Origin of the sequence: Prochlorococcus marinus XMU1408 (assembly GCF_003208055.1) — a bacterium.
GTDB classification, from domain to species: domain Bacteria; phylum Cyanobacteriota; class Cyanobacteriia; order PCC-6307; family Cyanobiaceae; genus Prochlorococcus_B; species Prochlorococcus_B marinus_A.
The window spans coordinates 259,172-275,417 of record NZ_QJUE01000002.1; the positions used below are offsets into that span (position 1 = coordinate 259,172).

The 16,246-nt window shown below is 38.0% G+C and carries 17 protein-coding genes; 11 read left to right on the top strand and 6 right to left on the bottom strand.

Translation table 11 applies throughout. The features are described from left to right. The first annotated feature begins 7 nt into the window (after positions 1-7). Positions 8-715 carry an SDR family oxidoreductase gene (locus DNJ73_RS02910; protein WP_158466216.1) on the top strand — a complete coding sequence of 236 codons (708 nt, stop codon included), beginning with the start codon at positions 8-10 and terminating at the stop codon, positions 713-715. A gap of 29 nt (positions 716-744) precedes the next feature. Here the strand turns inward: DNJ73_RS02910 and DNJ73_RS02915 are convergent, their stop codons facing one another. Then, positions 745-1,419 carry a phosphoribosylanthranilate isomerase gene (locus DNJ73_RS02915; protein WP_158466217.1) on the bottom strand — a complete coding sequence of 225 codons (675 nt, stop codon included), beginning with the start codon at positions 1,417-1,419 and terminating at the stop codon, positions 745-747. An 80-nt stretch (positions 1,420-1,499) separates the two neighbouring features. Here DNJ73_RS02915 and DNJ73_RS02920 point away from each other — a divergent pair, with 80 nt between their 5' ends. Beyond that, positions 1,500-2,720, top strand: coding sequence for a site-2 protease family protein (locus DNJ73_RS02920; protein WP_158466218.1), 1,221 nt, complete (start codon positions 1,500-1,502; stop codon positions 2,718-2,720). Here the strand turns inward: DNJ73_RS02920 and DNJ73_RS02925 are convergent. Beyond that, the gene (locus tag DNJ73_RS02925) at positions 2,711-3,460 is read right to left on the bottom strand and encodes a lipoate--protein ligase family protein (RefSeq protein ID WP_158466219.1); all 750 of its coding nucleotides are present in this window, start codon (positions 3,458-3,460) and stop codon (positions 2,711-2,713) included. The genes DNJ73_RS02920 and DNJ73_RS02925 overlap by 10 nt on opposite strands. 266 nt (positions 3,461-3,726) lie before the next feature. Here DNJ73_RS02925 and DNJ73_RS02930 point away from each other — a divergent pair, with 266 nt between their 5' ends. Next, positions 3,727-4,131, top strand: a complete 405-nt coding sequence (locus tag DNJ73_RS02930; protein ID WP_158466220.1) for a hypothetical protein — start codon at positions 3,727-3,729, stop codon at positions 4,129-4,131. Positions 4,132-4,199: 68 nt separating this feature from the next. After that, entirely contained in the window at positions 4,200-5,213 is a 1,014-nt protein-coding gene (locus DNJ73_RS02935) for a protochlorophyllide reductase (RefSeq protein ID WP_158466221.1), read from the top strand. Positions 5,214-5,228: 15 nt separating this feature from the next. On the opposite strand, the gene bchL is transcribed toward DNJ73_RS02935, so the two are convergent. Beyond that, positions 5,229-6,119, bottom strand: coding sequence for a ferredoxin:protochlorophyllide reductase (ATP-dependent) iron-sulfur ATP-binding protein (bchL, locus tag DNJ73_RS02940; protein WP_158466222.1), 891 nt, complete (start codon positions 6,117-6,119; stop codon positions 5,229-5,231). A gap of 360 nt (positions 6,120-6,479) precedes the next feature. Between bchL and DNJ73_RS02945 the strand changes: the two genes are divergently transcribed. Next, a complete protein-coding gene (locus tag DNJ73_RS02945; RefSeq protein WP_158466223.1) occupies positions 6,480-7,736 on the top strand; it encodes a ferredoxin:protochlorophyllide reductase (ATP-dependent) subunit N in 1,257 nt (418 codons plus the stop codon). Between the two features lie 4 nt (positions 7,737-7,740). Further along, a complete protein-coding gene (locus tag DNJ73_RS02950; RefSeq protein ID WP_158466224.1) occupies positions 7,741-9,318 on the top strand; it encodes a ferredoxin:protochlorophyllide reductase (ATP-dependent) subunit B in 1,578 nt (525 codons plus the stop codon). 12 nt (positions 9,319-9,330) lie between these two features. Here DNJ73_RS02950 and DNJ73_RS02955 read toward each other — a convergent pair whose 3' ends face one another. Then, positions 9,331-9,696, bottom strand: a complete 366-nt coding sequence (locus DNJ73_RS02955) for a hypothetical protein (RefSeq protein ID WP_158466225.1) — start codon at positions 9,694-9,696, stop codon at positions 9,331-9,333. Between the two features lie 101 nt (positions 9,697-9,797). Between DNJ73_RS02955 and DNJ73_RS02960 the strand changes: the two genes are divergently transcribed. Then, the gene (locus DNJ73_RS02960; RefSeq protein ID WP_158466226.1) at positions 9,798-10,574 is read left to right on the top strand and encodes a BMC domain-containing protein; all 777 of its coding nucleotides are present in this window, start codon (positions 9,798-9,800) and stop codon (positions 10,572-10,574) included. On the opposite strand, the gene DNJ73_RS02965 is transcribed toward DNJ73_RS02960, so the two are convergent. After that, positions 10,571-11,161: a non-canonical purine NTP pyrophosphatase gene (locus DNJ73_RS02965; RefSeq protein WP_158466227.1), complete on the bottom strand. Its 591-nt coding sequence runs from the start codon at positions 11,159-11,161 to the stop codon at positions 10,571-10,573. The genes DNJ73_RS02960 and DNJ73_RS02965 overlap by 4 nt on opposite strands. Before the next feature lie 160 nt (positions 11,162-11,321). Further along, on the bottom strand, positions 11,322-11,552 hold the full coding sequence (locus DNJ73_RS02970) for a hypothetical protein (RefSeq protein ID WP_187152596.1): 231 nt from the start codon (positions 11,550-11,552) through the stop codon (positions 11,322-11,324). On the opposite strand from DNJ73_RS02970, the gene DNJ73_RS02975 reads away from it, so the two are divergent. The 4 genes from DNJ73_RS02975 (at position 11,518) to DNJ73_RS02990 (ending at position 16,243) form a co-directional block, all read left to right on the top strand. After that, on the top strand, positions 11,518-11,829 hold the full coding sequence (locus tag DNJ73_RS02975) for a BMC domain-containing protein (RefSeq protein WP_011130577.1): 312 nt from the start codon (positions 11,518-11,520) through the stop codon (positions 11,827-11,829). The genes DNJ73_RS02970 and DNJ73_RS02975 overlap by 35 nt on opposite strands. 72 nt (positions 11,830-11,901) lie before the next feature. Then, positions 11,902-13,314, top strand: coding sequence for a form I ribulose bisphosphate carboxylase large subunit (locus tag DNJ73_RS02980; protein ID WP_158466229.1), 1,413 nt, complete (start codon positions 11,902-11,904; stop codon positions 13,312-13,314). Positions 13,315-13,414: 100 nt separating this feature from the next. Next, complete coding sequence (locus DNJ73_RS02985) at positions 13,415-13,756, top strand: ribulose bisphosphate carboxylase small subunit (RefSeq protein ID WP_036906978.1); 342 nt, start codon at positions 13,415-13,417, stop codon at positions 13,754-13,756. Between the two features lie 99 nt (positions 13,757-13,855). Then, complete coding sequence (locus DNJ73_RS02990; RefSeq protein WP_158466230.1) at positions 13,856-16,243, top strand: CsoS2 family carboxysome shell protein; 2,388 nt, start codon at positions 13,856-13,858, stop codon at positions 16,241-16,243. Positions 16,244-16,246 lie beyond the last annotated feature (3 nt).

The following is a 16,246-nucleotide window of genomic DNA, read 5'->3' on the forward strand; positions in this document are numbered from 1 at the left end:
ACTTGTCTTGCCAACAGTATTAATCACCGGTGCTTCTAGAGGAATTGGAAGAGCAACGGCTAAAGCTTTCGCTAATGATGGATGGGATTTACTATTGATATCTAGATCAGAAGAAGATCTGGTAAGTCTTGTTAATGAAGTTGACAATAAAAAAATCAAGTCTTACTACAAATGTATTGATCTAAGTAATTCAAAAGATATTTCTAAAGGGATCAATGAGTTATTGAAAAATGGCTTGGTCCCTTCGGTTGTAATTAATAATGCAGGGGTTGCTTGGACCGGTGACCTTCTATCAATGCCAATTGAGAAATGGGAATGGATAATGCAATTAAATCTCACTAGTATCTTTCAGATTTGTTCTGAGGTGGTTCCTTTGATGAGAAACAAAGGAGGATTGATTATAAACGTAAGTAGTCATGCCTCTCGAAATGCTTTCTCTCAATGGGGAGCCTACTGTGTTTCTAAAGCAGCCTTAGCAAGTTTTACTAAATGCTTAGCAGAAGAAGAACGTAAACATTGCATTCGAGCATGCACACTTACTCTTGGATCAGTGAATTCATCTCTTTGGGACACAGATACCGTTGAGATGCAATTTGACAAAGATTCGATGCTTACCGTTGATCAAGTTGCATATGAACTTCTACATATTGCTAATCAACCAAGTAATCAAATTATAGAAGATTTAACTCTGATGCCTTCTGGAGGAGTATTCTGATTTTTAATAAATAGAATTACTTTCTCTAACTAATTATTTTCTCTAATTACTTGAACAAGAGATCTAACTTTTTTAATATCTTTTATGCCTGGAGATATTTCTAGACGACTAGAAGCATCAATCCCATCGGGTTTCAGTTTAGAAAAAATTTCAGGAATTATTTCAGCAGATATTCCACCAGCTAAGATCCAGGGACTTTTAAAACTTTTATCAATTAATAATTCTATTGGAATTCTATTACCTGTTCCACCTAGGCATTTGTCATCCCAGGCATCTAATAGGATGGCGTCAATATTTTTATCATATTGACTTATGTTTTCTAAATCATTAAGAGATTTCAATCTGAACGCTTTCCACAACTTAATGGTTGGAAATTCTTTCTTCAATTCACGGCAATAATCAACTGACTCATCTCCATGAAGTTGTAATACAGAGGGTGGGTTTAATCTATTTGATATAGATTTAATGGATTCAAATTTCTCATTTGCTATAACTAATACTCTCTGAATACTTGTAGAAACTTTTTCTACTTCTTTAAAAATTTTTATACATTCTTCTTCTGGTACAAAACGAGGTGAATTTTTAACTCCAATAACTCCAAGCGCATTTATTTTGAATTGAGAGATAATTCTTGCTTGTGAAGTCTTTGTTATCCCACAAATTTTTATTGCTGTTGATTTTTTAGAAGTTGATTTTCTGATCATTACCAGAACTTTTATTAGGATTAATTTAAATAGATTTTTTTGAGAGCTCGGAGGCCTTTGGCGTGGGTAGTTGGGAAGTTATGAAAATTAGGGGCATTCCTTTGAGGATTCATCCTAGTTGGTTTTTTGTCTTCTTATATTTTACTTTGTCAGCCAGAGATCAATTTGAGACACTGCTGGATGGTCAAGCATCTAATTGGAATGGATGGTTAATTGGTGCGTTCACTTCATTACTTTTATTTTTGTCTGTTTTATTACATGAATTGGCTCATTCTTTTGTTGCAATTGGGGAAGGTTTAAAAGTTAGAGAAATCACACTTTTTTTTCTTGGAGGTATGGCAAATCTTGAAAAGGAATGTACGACTTCAAAAGGAAGTTTGAAAATTGCTATTTCAGGACCAATTGTTAGTCTTTTATTAGCTTTCTCAATGATTTTATTAAGTAATACTTTATTTGAATCAAGTTTAATTATTTCTAATTTATTTAAGCAGGTTGGCAGCCTGAATCTTTTAATAGGATTATTTAACTTACTTCCAATAATCCCTCTTGATGGTGGCGTAATATTGAAATCTTTAATATGGCATTTTACAGGGAGTAAAAAAGCAGGAATAAAAGTTGCTATTGCGTCTGCAAGATTCATTTCTATTCTTTCTATTTTTATTGGATTTCTAATTTTACTTAGAGGTAATCTTTATATCTCTTTTTGCTTTTTAATTATTGGTTTATTTATCTTTTCCTCCTCAAAATCTCAGAGTCAACTTATTAAGATCCAAAATATATTATCTATGTTTAAGGTTGGTCAGGTTTGCAGCAGATCATATAGAGTTCTCGAGGATGATTTACCTATAAAAGTTTTGTCTAAATATAATTCCTTGAATAAAGGTGGTTTCAGTGAAGAATGGTTTCTTTTGTGCAGAGATGGTAGATGGGTAGGTTATGTAACTGAAAAAATCTTGAAGAATATCTCTATACAAAACTGGGATAAGAAGTTTCTTTATGATTTTTCATTGCCTATAGATGATTTGCCTTCAGTTGGAGAAAAAGAATCACTATATAAGGCCATAATAAAAATTGAAAACACAAAAGATGCAAGACTCCTTGTTCTCTCAGTAGCAGGACTTCCTTTAGGTACTTTGGATAGGGTTGATATTGGAAAGGCAGTACTCAAAAAAATAGGATTAAATCTTCCAGATCAATTAATTAAAGTTGCAAGAAAAGAGAATATATATCCACTGGGCTTGAATTTATCAAGCATTGCAAAAACTATGGAATCAAGTTATGTAGAAGAAGATCAAAAATGATTTATTTCTTTGAAATTATCTCTGGCTAATTTATCTATTAATTCTTTATCTTTTTTATCTAATTTGTAATCAGACCATTTTAAGCTAGGCCATGTTTTAATTAATGATTCTTTTAAATAAAATATAATTCTATCTTTCTCTTTCAATTCATTTTTTATTTTGGGTGGATCAGCATTGAAAACTTTTTTCCATAATCTTTTTGATGGTTCAATTAATATCTCTCCATGTTGAAGCAGGTGACCCTTTTTCCAATATTGTGCGCTACCAATATATTTATTTTTTTCTTTATCTACTAAGTCAGCTAATGTTGAAGTCGCGAAACAATTGTTATTGGAGAGATTTATAGGTTGATTACCAAAAGTTAAATCCACTCCAATTTTTTTAAAACCATCTTTTAACCATTGGGCAGTCTTTAAATATGATTCTTTTTTATTTCTTGGTGGATATTTCCATACAATGGCGTAAGTGAGCCCTTTACTATGAAGAACAGATTTTCCTCCACTAGGCCTTCTTACTATTTTTAAGTTTTCATTTTTTGAAAGATTTATCCAAGTTTTTGGCAAAACTTTTTGATTCTTTCCAACCGATAACCAGTCTCCATTCCACGTATAAAAGCGAATTGCCATATTAAAATTTTTGTCAGTAAATGATTTTTCTAACAAGAAGAGATCAATTGCCATTTGTTCTGGCCCACTTAATTCAAGAGGATTTAAATAAAGGACTTTTTCTGGGAGGCTCATTCTTATTGTTCGTTAATTGTCGGCAAAATTTTTAGGGATCTATTAAGAAATCATCAACTTTTATTTTAAGGATAGTTAAATCTTTCTAATTGAACTACGAGCAAAAGTATGTAACAAAGAGATTTATTGGAAGCTCTAAAATATTAGTTTTTATACTCATGAATTTATTTTTTTTTGAATTTATAAATACATGGCAAGAAATTAAAGAATTGATTCCCTTATTAATTAAGTTACTATGAAAATAATTGGGCTGTTTGTATTTAATTTTGGGACAACCTCAACGAATTGACGAGTCATACAGAATAAAGCGTTCAAAAAAAATCAGAAAGAGAAATCCTTCTGGCATAGAAAAAATTGATGCCTTTACTCAAGTTGCTGAATTCCAAAAAGAAGAAGTTAGGCGGGAGCTTTTCTATAGTTATTTGGCATTGATTTTGAAATCAGGATTATTGATTGTATTTTCAACTAGTCTCGTGAATTTAGGACTTGCATCTCATCAACGTGTGAATAGAAATATTGAGTTGTCATATCTATTAGAAAAAGAATCAAAAAAACTTCACAGGTTAAGACGACGTTTTGATGAAATGTTTGTTATTGGTGGTGAAAAAAGTTTTTTCAAGGAGCAAGATCAGTGGATTACTCCAAATAGTGTCAGAGTTATCTGGAGATGAGTAACTTTGCTTCTCTTCGGTTTAGATTCGTATTTGAAACTTGATTAAAAATACCGTAAATAAAGAAGATGGCTCTAGTACAAGCTGCACCAGGAACTGTCTTAATTACTGGAACCACATCAGGGGTCGGTTTATATGCAACAAAGTCATTGGTAGAGAGGGGTTGGAGAGTTATTACTGCAAATAGATCCTCTTTGAGAGCTGAAGCTGCAGCCTCCTCACTAGGTTTGCCTATTAACAGCCCAAGACAACTAAAACATGTGGAAATTGATCTTGGCGACTTGAATAGCGTTCGCCATGGGGTAAAAAGTCTTCTAAAAGATTTGGATGAGCCATTAGACGCTTTAGTTTGTAATGCCGCTGTCTATCTTCCTCGTCTGAAAAAGCCTTTGAGATCTCCACAGGGATATGAAATATCAATGGCAACAAATCATTTTGGACATTTTTTGTTAATTCAGTTGCTCCTGGAAAATCTTAGTAAGTCTTCAAGACCAGTCTGGAAGGGAAGATCTTGGGGGGTGGAATCATCTCGCGTTGTAATCTTAGGAACCGTAACTGCTAACAACAAAGAACTTGGAGGGAAAATCCCAATACCAGCTCCTGCGGATCTGGGAAATCTATCTGGTTTTGAAGAAGGTTTTTGCGACCCAATATCAATGGCTAGTGGTAAAGGTTTTAAACCAGGCAAGGCTTATAAAGATAGTAAGCTTTGCAATATGATCACGACTCAAGAATTACATAGGCGATTTAATTCTTCTTCAATTCTTTTCAGCTCTTTATATCCAGGATGTGTCGCTAATACAAGATTATTTAGAAACACTCCAAAATTATTTCAATGGTTGTTTCCTTGGTTTCAGAAATTAATAACAGGAGGTTTTGTAAGTGAAAAACTTGCTGGTGACAGAGTAGCTCAAGTTGTATCAGACCCTCAATTTGGGATTTCAGGTGTTCATTGGAGTTGGGGAAATAGACAAAGAAAAGACAGACAACAATTCTCTCAAGAATTGTCCGATAGAGTGACTGATCCAGTGACTTCAAGAAAAGTTTGGGAGTTGTCTATGAAATTAGTTGGTCTGAAATAATCCTTGAATAGTTTTTTAATCAAAACCCAATAGATCAAATATTTCTCGATCTTTTAAAGGTTCAGCTTCCAAAGGTTCAACGTTATCAATCATTTTTTTTGCTAATGAAAGATATTCATTTTGTACTTCTAATACGCCCTCTTCTTTTTCATCCATCTCGAAAATTGTGCATTTTTTTAGTCTTGACTTGCGTATTGCATCTACGTTGCGGAAATGAGCCATGGTCTTAAGACCAGTTCTGTCATTAAACTTCTCTATTTGATCTAATTCAGCAGAACGGTTAGCTATTACCCCTCCAAGTCGAACTTTGTAATTTTTTGCTTTTGCATTAATGGCTGCAACGATGCGATTCATTGCAAAAATAGAATCAAAATCATTTGCAGTAACTATTAGGCAATAATTTGCATGCTGTAATGGAGCCGCAAAACCTCCGCATACAACGTCACCAAGAACATCGAATATAACTACATCAGTATCTTCAAGAAGATGGTGCTCTTTTAAAAGTTTGACTGTTTGACCTGTTACATAACCACCACATCCTGTACCAGCAGGAGGGCCACCACTTTCAACACACATAACACCATTGAAACCTTTAAACATAAAGTCTTCAGGTCTGAGTTCCTCGCTATGAAAATCAACTTCTTCAAGAATATCTATGACGGTGGGCACCATCTTGTGAGTAAGGGTGAAGGTGCTGTCGTGCTTAGGATCGCAACCAATTTGAAGAACTTTCTTTCCAAGTTTTGAGAAAGCAGCTGACAAATTTGAAGAAGTAGTTGATTTGCCAATACCTCCTTTGCCATATACAGCAATAACAAGAGCTCCTTCTTGAATTTGAGCTTTAGGATCTTGTTTTACCTGAACGCTACCTTCACCGTCCTCCTTACGAGTCAAAGTCGAAGTCATTAATTTTTTCTTTCGAAAGTCCTTATTTGTATTCTTGCAGGCAAATATCTCTTTAGGAAATGTTTAGAGAATTCGATACATTTAACATTAAAAATATATCTTTGAATAGAGATATACGAATATTTCACCCCTGAGAATGCGTATTTGTACTCATGCCTATGGATCGCTTTGTGAGTAACGAATTCACCTTTGAACTCTTTGCTGTCGCTAAGTGCTGATTGCTTTTAGCGGATCAAAGTCATCGTAAGCAGATATTAAAGTAACTAAAAAGTAACTAAATCCCAAAGAGATTAAGTGTTAGTTGACGGTTTGCCCTTTTTGGATGCAATTTGAATATATACATGTATTAATTTTATTTCTATGAGCGGTGCAACGCTCCTTAAGGAATCTGGTCCAAGAGAGGTTTTTTGTGGCTTGACATCTATTGTTTGGCTCCACAGGAGAATGCCTGATGCCTTTTTTCTGGTTGTCGGTTCTAGAACCTGTGCTCATTTGATTCAAAGTGCAGCTGGTGTGATGATTTTTGCTGAGCCGCGTTTTGGTACAGCCATTTTGGAAGAAAGAGATTTAGCAGGTTTGGCTGATGCTCATGACGAATTAAATAGAGTAGTTAAGAATCTTTTGGCTAGACGTCCAGAGATTAAAACCCTTTTTCTAGTTGGTTCATGCCCAAGCGAAGTAATAAAAATAGACCTTTCACGAGTTGCTGAAAACCTGAATATTGAACTTAAAGGTCAAGTAACAGTATTGAACTATTCGGGTAGTGGAATTGAAACAACTTTCACACAAGGCGAGGATGGAGCATTAAAGGCATTGATTCCATTAATGCCGAAGAGCAATCAAAAAAAATTACTTTTAGTGGGTACTCTCGCAAATGCTGTAGAGGATCGGTTAATAAGTATTTTTAATCGACTTGGAATAGACAATGTTGAAAGTTTTCCTCCTAGACAGTCCACGGAATTACCTTCCATTGGCCCAGATACTAAAGTCCTTCTTACTCAGCCATACTTAACTGATACGGCAAGAGAGCTGAAAAATAAAGGCGCTGAAATCATTGAAGCCCCCTTCCCGTTGGGTGTCACGGGAAGTACATTGTGGATTCAGGCGGCTGCGAATTCATTTGGAATAGAAAAAATTCTAGTTGATTCAATATTAAATCCCTTGATATCAAGGGCTAAGCAAGCTTTGCTTCCTCATGTAGAGAAACTTTCTGGCAAGAAATTGTTTCTTTTGCCCGAATCGCAATTAGAAATACCTCTGGCAAGATTTCTTAGTAATGAGTGTGGAATGAAGATTGTTGAGATAGGAACGCCTTACTTAAATAGAGATTTAATGAAAGCAGAGATAGACCTACTACCTCCCGATTGTCGTATCGTTGAGGGACAGCATGTAGAGAAGCAATTAGACCGAGTAAGAGATAGTTCTCCAGATCTAGTCGTTTGTGGAATGGGGCTTGCTAATCCACTTGAAGCAGAGGGGATATCAACCAAATGGTCAATTGAAATGGTTTTCAGCCCAATTCACGGGATTGACCAAGCTTCAGATTTGGCAGAATTGTTCTCAAGGCCACTTCGCAGGCATGACATTTTAAATCCTAAAACACTTACATCAAATTAATTTCATGGAATTAACTCTCTGGACATACGAAGGACCTCCTCATATTGGTGCAATGAGGATTGCTACCTCGATGAAGAAATTACATTATGTTTTACACGCTCCTCAAGGCGATACATACGCTGACCTTCTTTTCACGATGATTGAACGTCGTGGTAGTAGACCACCTGTAACTTATACAACTTTTCAAGCTAGAGACTTGGGAGGAGATACAGCTGAACTTGTAAAAGGACATATAAAAGAAGCTGTTGATAGGTTTAATCCAGAGGCCCTTTTGGTTGGAGAAAGCTGTACAGCTGAATTGATTCAAGATCAGCCTGGATCACTTGCTAAAGGTATGGGGTTCGATATACCAATTGTTAGCCTAGAGTTACCTGCTTATAGCAAAAAGGAAAACTGGGGTGGCTCTGAGACTTTTTATCAAATAGTAAGAAATTTACTTAAAGATCACTCGGGAGAATCAAAAGAAACTTGGCAGGAAGAAAAAAGAAGACCGAGAGTAAATCTTCTTGGCCCAACTTTGCTTGGCTTTAGATGTCGTGATGACATTTTGGAAATACAAAAACTACTTGGTCAGCACGGCATTGATGTCAATGTTGTGGCTCCTTTGGGAGCTTCACCTGCAGACATAATGCGAATGCCCGATGCAGATGTTAATGTTTGCCTTTATCCAGAGATAGCCGAATCCACTTGTATTTGGCTTGAAAGAAATTTAAATATTCCTTTTACGAAAACAGTTCCTCTTGGTGTTGGGGCTACTCAGGATTTCCTTAGAGAATTACACGAAGTTTTAGGGATGGAAATCCCAAAATCTGTAAACGAATCTAATAATTCGAAATTAACTTGGTATTCGAATTCAGTCGATTCGAATTATTTAACAGGGAAAAGAGTCTTTATTTTTGGAGATGGAACACATGCTCTTGCGGCAGCAAGAATTGCTAACGAGGAGCTTGGTTTTAAAGTTGTTGGTCTAGGAACTTATAGCCGTGAAATGGCTAGGAAGGTTCGTCCAGCTGCTAAGGCACTTGGCTTAGAGGCATTGATAACAAATGACTATTTAGAAGTAGAAGAAGCGATAAAAGAAACGTCTCCAGAATTAGTTCTTGGTACGCAAATGGAGCGACATAGCGCAAAAAGACTTGGCATACCATGTGCAGTAATCAGCACACCAATGCATGTTCAGGATGTACCAGCTAGATATAGTCCTCAAATGGGATGGGAGGGAGCAAATGTCATTTTTGATGACTGGGTTCATCCTTTAATGATGGGATTAGAGGAACATTTGATTGGAATGTTTAAGCATGACTTTGAATTCGTTGACGGTCATCAAAGTCATCTAGGCCATTTAGGTGGTAAAGGAAATCAAAATGTGAATCAAGAAGTTAAAACAAAAATTTCAAGTGATGCAACAACTTCAAATGCGGATCCTATATGGACACATGAAGGTGAAAGAGAACTTTCGAAAATCCCATTTTTCGTTAGAGGTAAAGTAAGAAGAAATACAGAGAATTATGCACGCCAAGCGGGATGCAGAGAAATTAACGAAGAAACTCTTTATGACGCTAAGGCTCATTATAAGGCCTAAAAATTGATCCCTCTAATTACGCCAATGAGAATTTTCTTGACTTGATTTGATTAATCTCCAAACATTTCTTGATATCTTTTTGGCAATGAGACCGCCTCTCTCAACTCTTGAAGAGCCTGGCCTTACGCCTAAAAGTTTTGATACTTCTGTAGTGCTAAGTGGAGCTCCCGTTTCAATAGCTAAAGAAGTTAGTTCAAGTCTTTGACGTAGCTCATAAGTATCACATTTTTCGTCTTCTTTTAACCAATTCAAGTTGTCAATACCTTTGTCAGACAATTTTTGCATAAGACCTAATGAGACCAAACCAAGCGCTTGCTCAGGGTTGATTTCAGTATTTGAGTTATTGTCTTTTGAATCCTTTGGCTGGGGTAATGACATTCTTCAATCAGATCAATATATATTGAATTTATCGGCTTAAATTCAGCATGCAAGTCTTAATTGCTAGCTAAAAAGGCAATCTTTGAGGTAGTATCCCGCGCATGACAAGATTCGCCACATTTGAAAATAATGAAAGGCGACTTGGTGGTAGCCAGAGAGTTACTGGTGCAGAAGTAAATGAATATCTTGCAGATGATCCAAAGAGAGTAATAACAACTGATTCAGAAAAATCTTTAGTTGCTCGTCAAGCAAGTCATGTAAAACAAATTGAATTAAGAACATATGTATTTCTAGATTCATTACAACCTCAGCTTGCTGCTTATATGGGAACTGCAAGTTCAGGATTCTTGCCCATACCTGGTGATGCTTGTCTTTGGATGGAGGTTTCTCCTGGAATGGCTGTGCACAGGGTTACAGACATAGCACTAAAAGCCAGCAACGTTCGATTAGGTCAAATGATCGTTGAAAGGGCATTTGGATCTCTTGCTCTTTATCACCGAGATCAAAGTACAGTTCTCCATTCAGGCGATGTCGTTTTAGATGCGATAGGAAGCACAATTGATAGAAGAACTAATCCTCAAGTTACATGGACTGAAGTTATCCGCTCTATTACTCCGGATCATGCTGTTTTGATTAATCGCCAAAACAGACGTGGCTCAATGATTCAATCTGGTATGAGTATGTTCATTCTTGAGACTGAACCTGCGGGATATGTTTTGATGGCTGCAAACGAGGCGGAAAAAGCATCAAACATAACAATCGTTGATGTGAAAGGAGTTGGTGCTTTTGGAAGACTGACTTTGGCGGGGAAAGAAGGCGATGTTGAGGAAGCTGCTGCTGCTGCTATGAGAGCTATTGATTACATAAATAGAAATTAATTATTTTTAATTCCTATAGCTTTCAAAAGGTAAGGAGCTAATTCTCTAGCTGCTTTACCTCTACTTCCATGTTTTGATAATTGTGCATTATTTAATTCTCCATAAGTACAGTTAGTTTCACGAACCCAAAATAATGATTCAAACTCACCATTGGGGTAAGCAGGCTTTTTTAAAATTTCACCCCAGCAAATACCTATTGCATTTTTAACTATCTCGCCACTGTTTGTGCATAGCACCATTACGCTGCATACTTTCGCACTTCTGTAAGGACTGTCGCCAAGTGCGGTAAGAATCTTTGCTATTTTTTCTTCATTTGTGTCTGCAAGTCGCGCAGAAAAGATACCAGGAGCATTTCCAAGAGAATCAATTTCAAGCCCAGAATCATCTGCAATAGTCCAACTGTTAGTTATCGCTGCGGCTGCTTTCGCTTTCAATATTGCATTGTCTAGGTATGTTTTTCCTGTTTCTTCAACATCTAGAGAGCTAGGTTGCTTTTTAACTTCAATTGGGAGTGGCCCAAGCATTGCCTCTATCTCGGCAACCTTCTTGGGATTACCACTAGCTATGGTTATTAGTGGCTTTTTCAAATCGAATAATTTAACTAGATCTATATAGTCTTACAGGAAGAAGTTAAAAACAATAGTCGTTGAATTTTTTAGATGATTTTGAGACAGTTTTGGGCGAACATTCCAACCCTGACATAGCCAGGAAGCTGTCTCGTGGGTAAAAATAACTACATTGACATGTTTACGCAATGCAATATGAGTATGTCCTAACCATTAATCGAACAGCGTTACTCAACTGTCGTAGCAAGGGTGATAAGCTCAGCTTATATGTGGAACTAGAAACTGTAATCAGCGCTATTAGGAAATCCCCTTGACTAATTGCAGTTTGACGGGCCATTGTCCCTCCTGAACATTCCATCCCTTTACTGAAATAGGACATGGCTAGCGAAACAATGGGTATTGCTCTCGGCATGATCGAGACACGCGGATTAGTACCAGCTATTGAAGCTGCTGACGCGATGACCAAGGCAGCAGAAGTGCGCTTAATTGGTCGTGAGTTTGTTGGTGGTGGTTACGTAACAGTTTTAGTTCGTGGTGAAACTGGCGCTGTAAACGCTGCAGTTCGTGCAGGCGCAGACGCTTGTGAGCGTGTAGGTGACGGACTTGTTGCAGCTCACATCATTGCTCGTCCTCATCGTGAAGTTGAGCCAGCTTTGGGTAACGGTAACTTCTTAGGTCAGAAGGACTGATTTTTGACTAAGTCCTAAGAGGAGAGGACTTTTTAAATTTTCAACCTTCTAACTAATTAACAGGAGCTATCAATGGCTAAAAAGTATGATGCTGGAGTTAAGGAGTATAGAGATACTTACTTCACTCCTGACTACGTCCCCCTAGATACTGACCTACTTGCATGTTTTAAATGCACAGGACAGGAAGGTGTACCAAAGGAAGAGGTTGCAGCAGCTGTTGCGGCTGAATCTTCTACAGGTACATGGTCAACAGTTTGGTCCGAATTGCTAGTAGATCTTGAGTTCTACAAAGGCCGCTGTTACCGCATCGAAGATGTCCCTGGAGACAAGGATGCCTTCTATGCATTTATTGCCTACCCATTAGATCTTTTTGAAGAAGGATCTATAACTAATGTTTTAACATCACTTGTTGGAAACGTCTTTGGTTTTAAAGCCTTGCGTCATCTTCGTCTTGAAGATATCCGCTTCCCAATGGCATTTATCAAAACCTGTGGTGGACCTCCTAGTGGAATCGTAGTAGAACGTGATCGTCTTAATAAGTACGGTCGCCCATTACTTGGTTGTACTATTAAACCGAAACTAGGTCTCTCAGGTAAAAACTACGGTCGCGTTGTATACGAATGTCTAAGAGGCGGTCTTGATCTAACTAAAGATGATGAGAATATTAATTCTCAGCCATTCCAACGTTGGAGAGAGCGTTTTGAATTCGTAGCTGAAGCAGTAAAGCTAGCTCAACAGGAAACTGGTGAGGTTAAAGGTCATTACCTTAATTGTACAGCGACTACTCCTGAGGAGATGTATGAGCGTGCTGAGTTTGCTAAAGAACTCGATATGCCCATCATCATGCATGACTACATTACTGGTGGTTTTACAGCTAATACAGGTTTGGCTAACTGGTGTCGTAAGAACGGCATGCTTCTTCATATCCACCGTGCGATGCATGCGGTTATTGACCGTCATCCTCAGCATGGTATTCACTTCAGAGTTCTTGCGAAGTGTTTACGCCTATCAGGTGGAGACCAACTTCATACAGGAACAGTTGTTGGAAAACTAGAAGGAGATCGTCAAACAACCCTTGGCTATATCGATAACCTTCGTGAATCCTTTGTCCCTGAAGACCGTACTCGCGGTAACTTCTTCGATCAAGATTGGGGTTCTATGCCTGGTGTATTTGCTGTGGCATCTGGTGGTATCCATGTTTGGCATATGCCAGCATTGCTCGCAATCTTTGGAGATGATTCATGTCTCCAGTTTGGTGGTGGTACTCATGGTCACCCATGGGGATCAGCTGCTGGTGCGGCTGCGAACCGTGTAGCTCTAGAAGCATGTGTTAAAGCACGTAATGCAGGTAGAGAAATCGAAAAAGAAAGTCGCGATATCCTTCTTGAAGCTGCAAAGCATAGCCCTGAGCTTGCAATTGCTCTTGAGACATGGAAGGAGATTAAGTTCGAATTCGATACAGTCGATAAACTCGACGTTCAGTAAAAAGATATAGAGGTAATTTTTAAAAGTTATCTCTAACTTTCTTAAATTCACTAGTCGATGACTCAGTCGACTTTCATTCATTCACTAACCTAAGTTCACCATGCCTTTCCAGAGCACAGTAGGTGACTATCAGACAGTCGCCACCCTGGAAACATTCGGCTTTTTACCGCCGATGACCCAGGACGAAATTTACGATCAAATCGCTTATATCATTGCTCAGGGTTGGAGCCCAGTTATTGAGCATGTTCATCCAAGTGGTTCAATGCAGACCTATTGGTCTTATTGGAAATTACCTTTCTTCGGTGAAAAGGATTTGAATCTTGTAGTAAGTGAGTTAGAAGCTTGTCATAGAGCATATCCTGACCACCATGTTCGTATCGTTGGATATGACGCATATACTCAAAGTCAAGGTACTTGCTTTGTAGTTTTCCAAGGCCGCTAGATTTTAGGCTTTGATAAATTTAGCCCTGAAAAACTTTCGGGGCTAATAATTCCTTAGAGAATTAAAAATTATTTTTTACGATCTCTCAATTGGATTGATATGGCAAAACAAACAAGTAGACAATTAGTTCTTGATCGCCGACAGGCATTGAGTCAAGGTGGTAAAAATGCCTCTATTAAAGGCTCAACACCTAATAGAGTTCGTTCCTCAAGTGATGCGAGGGCTACGAGGACTGATGCAGCTTTTGTTAAGCCTCAAAAAACTTTGGCTAATTCAAATAATTCTTCTTCTCAGATAAGTACTAGTAGTTATCAATCAGGTACTTCTGGAAGTTCAAAAGGTGCAAGGTCATATAAAAGTTCGGTAGCTCATTCTAGTCGCCAACTTGTTATTGCTAGACGGGAGGCATTATCTCGTAGAGGTAAATCTGCTGATCATACAAAAGATATAACTCGAGTTGATGTTGAAAGAAAAAAGGTTCAAAACGCTCCTTCTTATGATGCGAAAAAGGCTGAACATTGTTGTCCAGAATGTGAGCAAAAAGCATTAGAGGAGACAAGTAATACAACTTCAAAGCCTGAAATTAGTTTGACATTAAATAAAAGAAAGATTGATCACCGCTCAACTGTTAAAAGAAAAGCAATTACGAATTCAAGTAGAGCTTTTGTGCTGGCTCGAAGAGAAGCGCTATCAAAACATGGTAAATCTGCGGGGAAGCAGCCAACTACAGCTGCTTCAGTAGCGCGGCAAGGTAATCCTGATTTGACCACTAAAGAAATAGCTCAACGTGTTAGAGAGCTAAAAAGTAAAACAGGAGCTACTGGAAAAACTCGTACATCAGTAACACGTCCTTGTGGCCCAAATAAAAATGGTGCAAAGCAAAATGCTAGTGCACCTGATGCTCATTGGAAAGTGGGAATGAGTGAGACTTCTACGGGGCAACTTGTTACCGGAACTCAAGCAAATAGATCTCTAAAAACTACAGGAAATGAAGCAAGTACATGTCGTTCAATAACAGGTACTCAATACTTGGGTTCAGAAGTTATTGATTCTTTCTGTAATGGTTCAAATACCTCTATAAGTCAGCCAGCAAAAGTAGGCGTTACAAGTACTACTCATGGAAATTTAGTTACTGGTAACGAGGTGGGTAGATCAGAGAAAGTTACTGGTGATGAGCCTGGAACCTGCAAAAACCTAACTGGCACTGAATATATATCTGCTAATCAATCTAATAATTATTGCGGAGGAGTTATCCCTTCACCATCAAAAATTGGCTATAGTCAAACTATTGATGGTCAAAAAGTCAGTGGAACAATGACAGGAAGGTCAGAGTTGGTGACAGGAAATGAAGCTGGATCAAATAAAGGTTTAACTGGTGATCAATATTTAGGCTCTGACCCACTACCTTCTGGTAGGCCTGCAGAAAAGGTTGGCTCACTAACAACGATTCGAGGGAATGGTGTAACTGGTACTGATGTCTCTAGAAGAGAGAATGTTACTGGTAATGAGGCTGGTAGTTGCAAGAATGTGACAGGAGATGAGTATGTGGGTGCTGGACAATTTGATGCTTTTTGTGGAAGTAAGCCCGCTCCTGATCCATCAAAAGTGGGATTGAGTATTACTAATAAAACTCAATCTGTTAGTGGAACTATGACAGGTAGATCACCACTCGTAACTGGAGATGAACCTGGCACTTGTAAAGCCGTAACAGGTACACCTTATGCTGGATTAGATCAAGCAAATCAATGGTGTGATACGCCTGCATCATCTGAAATAGAGGCTAGAACTCCTAGGAAACTTGGTACGCCTGCTGCAAGATTGACTGGCCAGCAACCGGGCATCGGAGGAAAGATGACAGGTGCTCATAAAGGTGCTTGTGAGCCTTTAACTGGAACTCCTTATGTAGGAGGAGATCAATTAAAAGATAATTGTGGCGTTTCAAATATTCCTGAAGGTTATGCGCATCAAGAAAAACCTGAGAAAGCAGCTGCATGGACAAGTTTCAGCGTGAAATCTCCAGCTAGACAGGCTCATATTCAAAATGAAATTAATTCAGGTGTAACAGGTACGAGCTATGAAGACAGCTCAAGAATTACTGGTCCATTTGATATGGCTGCAAATAAAGTGACAGGAACTGAACAATTTCGCTTTGATCGAAAACCATCAAATTCTCAGAATAATAAAGTTGACGAAATAGTTAATGAAGAATCTAAGCAACGCCCAACTTCGCAAATAACAGGAGAAGGACAATCTGCAGGATTGAATATAACTGGTGATGATTGGGCTAGAGGAGAACATGTCACTGGAACAGAGGGTGCTTCAACTAAGCGTAGAAATCCTTCACGTCCAGGACCAATGAGTGCAATGAAAGCATCTGAATTAAAGAGAAACCAAGAGGTCCCCGAACCAGATTTCCTAATCACTGGTTCTAGTGGTAATACAAGGGATGGTCAACTGGTTACTTTCTCTGGTGGAGCAAGAGGTTAAATA

What these genes read in the sequence shown, in the direction of transcription:
- DNJ73_RS02985 (WP_036906978.1), top strand. Translation starts at nt 13,415, where the DNA reads ATGCCTTTCCAGAGCACAGTAGGTGACTATCAGACAGTCGCCACCCTG.
- DNJ73_RS02955 (WP_158466225.1), bottom strand. Translation starts at nt 9,696, where the DNA reads ATGTCATTACCCCAGCCAAAGGATTCAAAAGACAATAACTCAAATACT.
- DNJ73_RS02980 (WP_158466229.1), top strand. Translation starts at nt 11,902, where the DNA reads ATGGCTAAAAAGTATGATGCTGGAGTTAAGGAGTATAGAGATACTTAC.
- DNJ73_RS02960 (WP_158466226.1), top strand. Translation starts at nt 9,798, where the DNA reads ATGACAAGATTCGCCACATTTGAAAATAATGAAAGGCGACTTGGTGGT.
- DNJ73_RS02935 (WP_158466221.1), top strand. Translation starts at nt 4,200, where the DNA reads ATGGCTCTAGTACAAGCTGCACCAGGAACTGTCTTAATTACTGGAACC.
- DNJ73_RS02975 (WP_011130577.1), top strand. Translation starts at nt 11,518, where the DNA reads ATGGCTAGCGAAACAATGGGTATTGCTCTCGGCATGATCGAGACACGC.
- bchL (WP_158466222.1), bottom strand. Translation starts at nt 6,119, where the DNA reads ATGACTTCGACTTTGACTCGTAAGGAGGACGGTGAAGGTAGCGTTCAG.
- DNJ73_RS02920 (WP_158466218.1), top strand. Translation starts at nt 1,500, where the DNA reads ATGAAAATTAGGGGCATTCCTTTGAGGATTCATCCTAGTTGGTTTTTT.
- DNJ73_RS02950 (WP_158466224.1), top strand. Translation starts at nt 7,741, where the DNA reads ATGGAATTAACTCTCTGGACATACGAAGGACCTCCTCATATTGGTGCA.
- DNJ73_RS02925 (WP_158466219.1), bottom strand. Translation starts at nt 3,460, where the DNA reads ATGAGCCTCCCAGAAAAAGTCCTTTATTTAAATCCTCTTGAATTAAGT.
- DNJ73_RS02915 (WP_158466217.1), bottom strand. Translation starts at nt 1,419, where the DNA reads ATGATCAGAAAATCAACTTCTAAAAAATCAACAGCAATAAAAATTTGT.
- DNJ73_RS02945 (WP_158466223.1), top strand. Translation starts at nt 6,480, where the DNA reads ATGAGCGGTGCAACGCTCCTTAAGGAATCTGGTCCAAGAGAGGTTTTT.
- DNJ73_RS02970 (WP_187152596.1), bottom strand. Translation starts at nt 11,552, where the DNA reads ATGCCGAGAGCAATACCCATTGTTTCGCTAGCCATGTCCTATTTCAGT.
- DNJ73_RS02990 (WP_158466230.1), top strand. Translation starts at nt 13,856, where the DNA reads ATGGCAAAACAAACAAGTAGACAATTAGTTCTTGATCGCCGACAGGCA.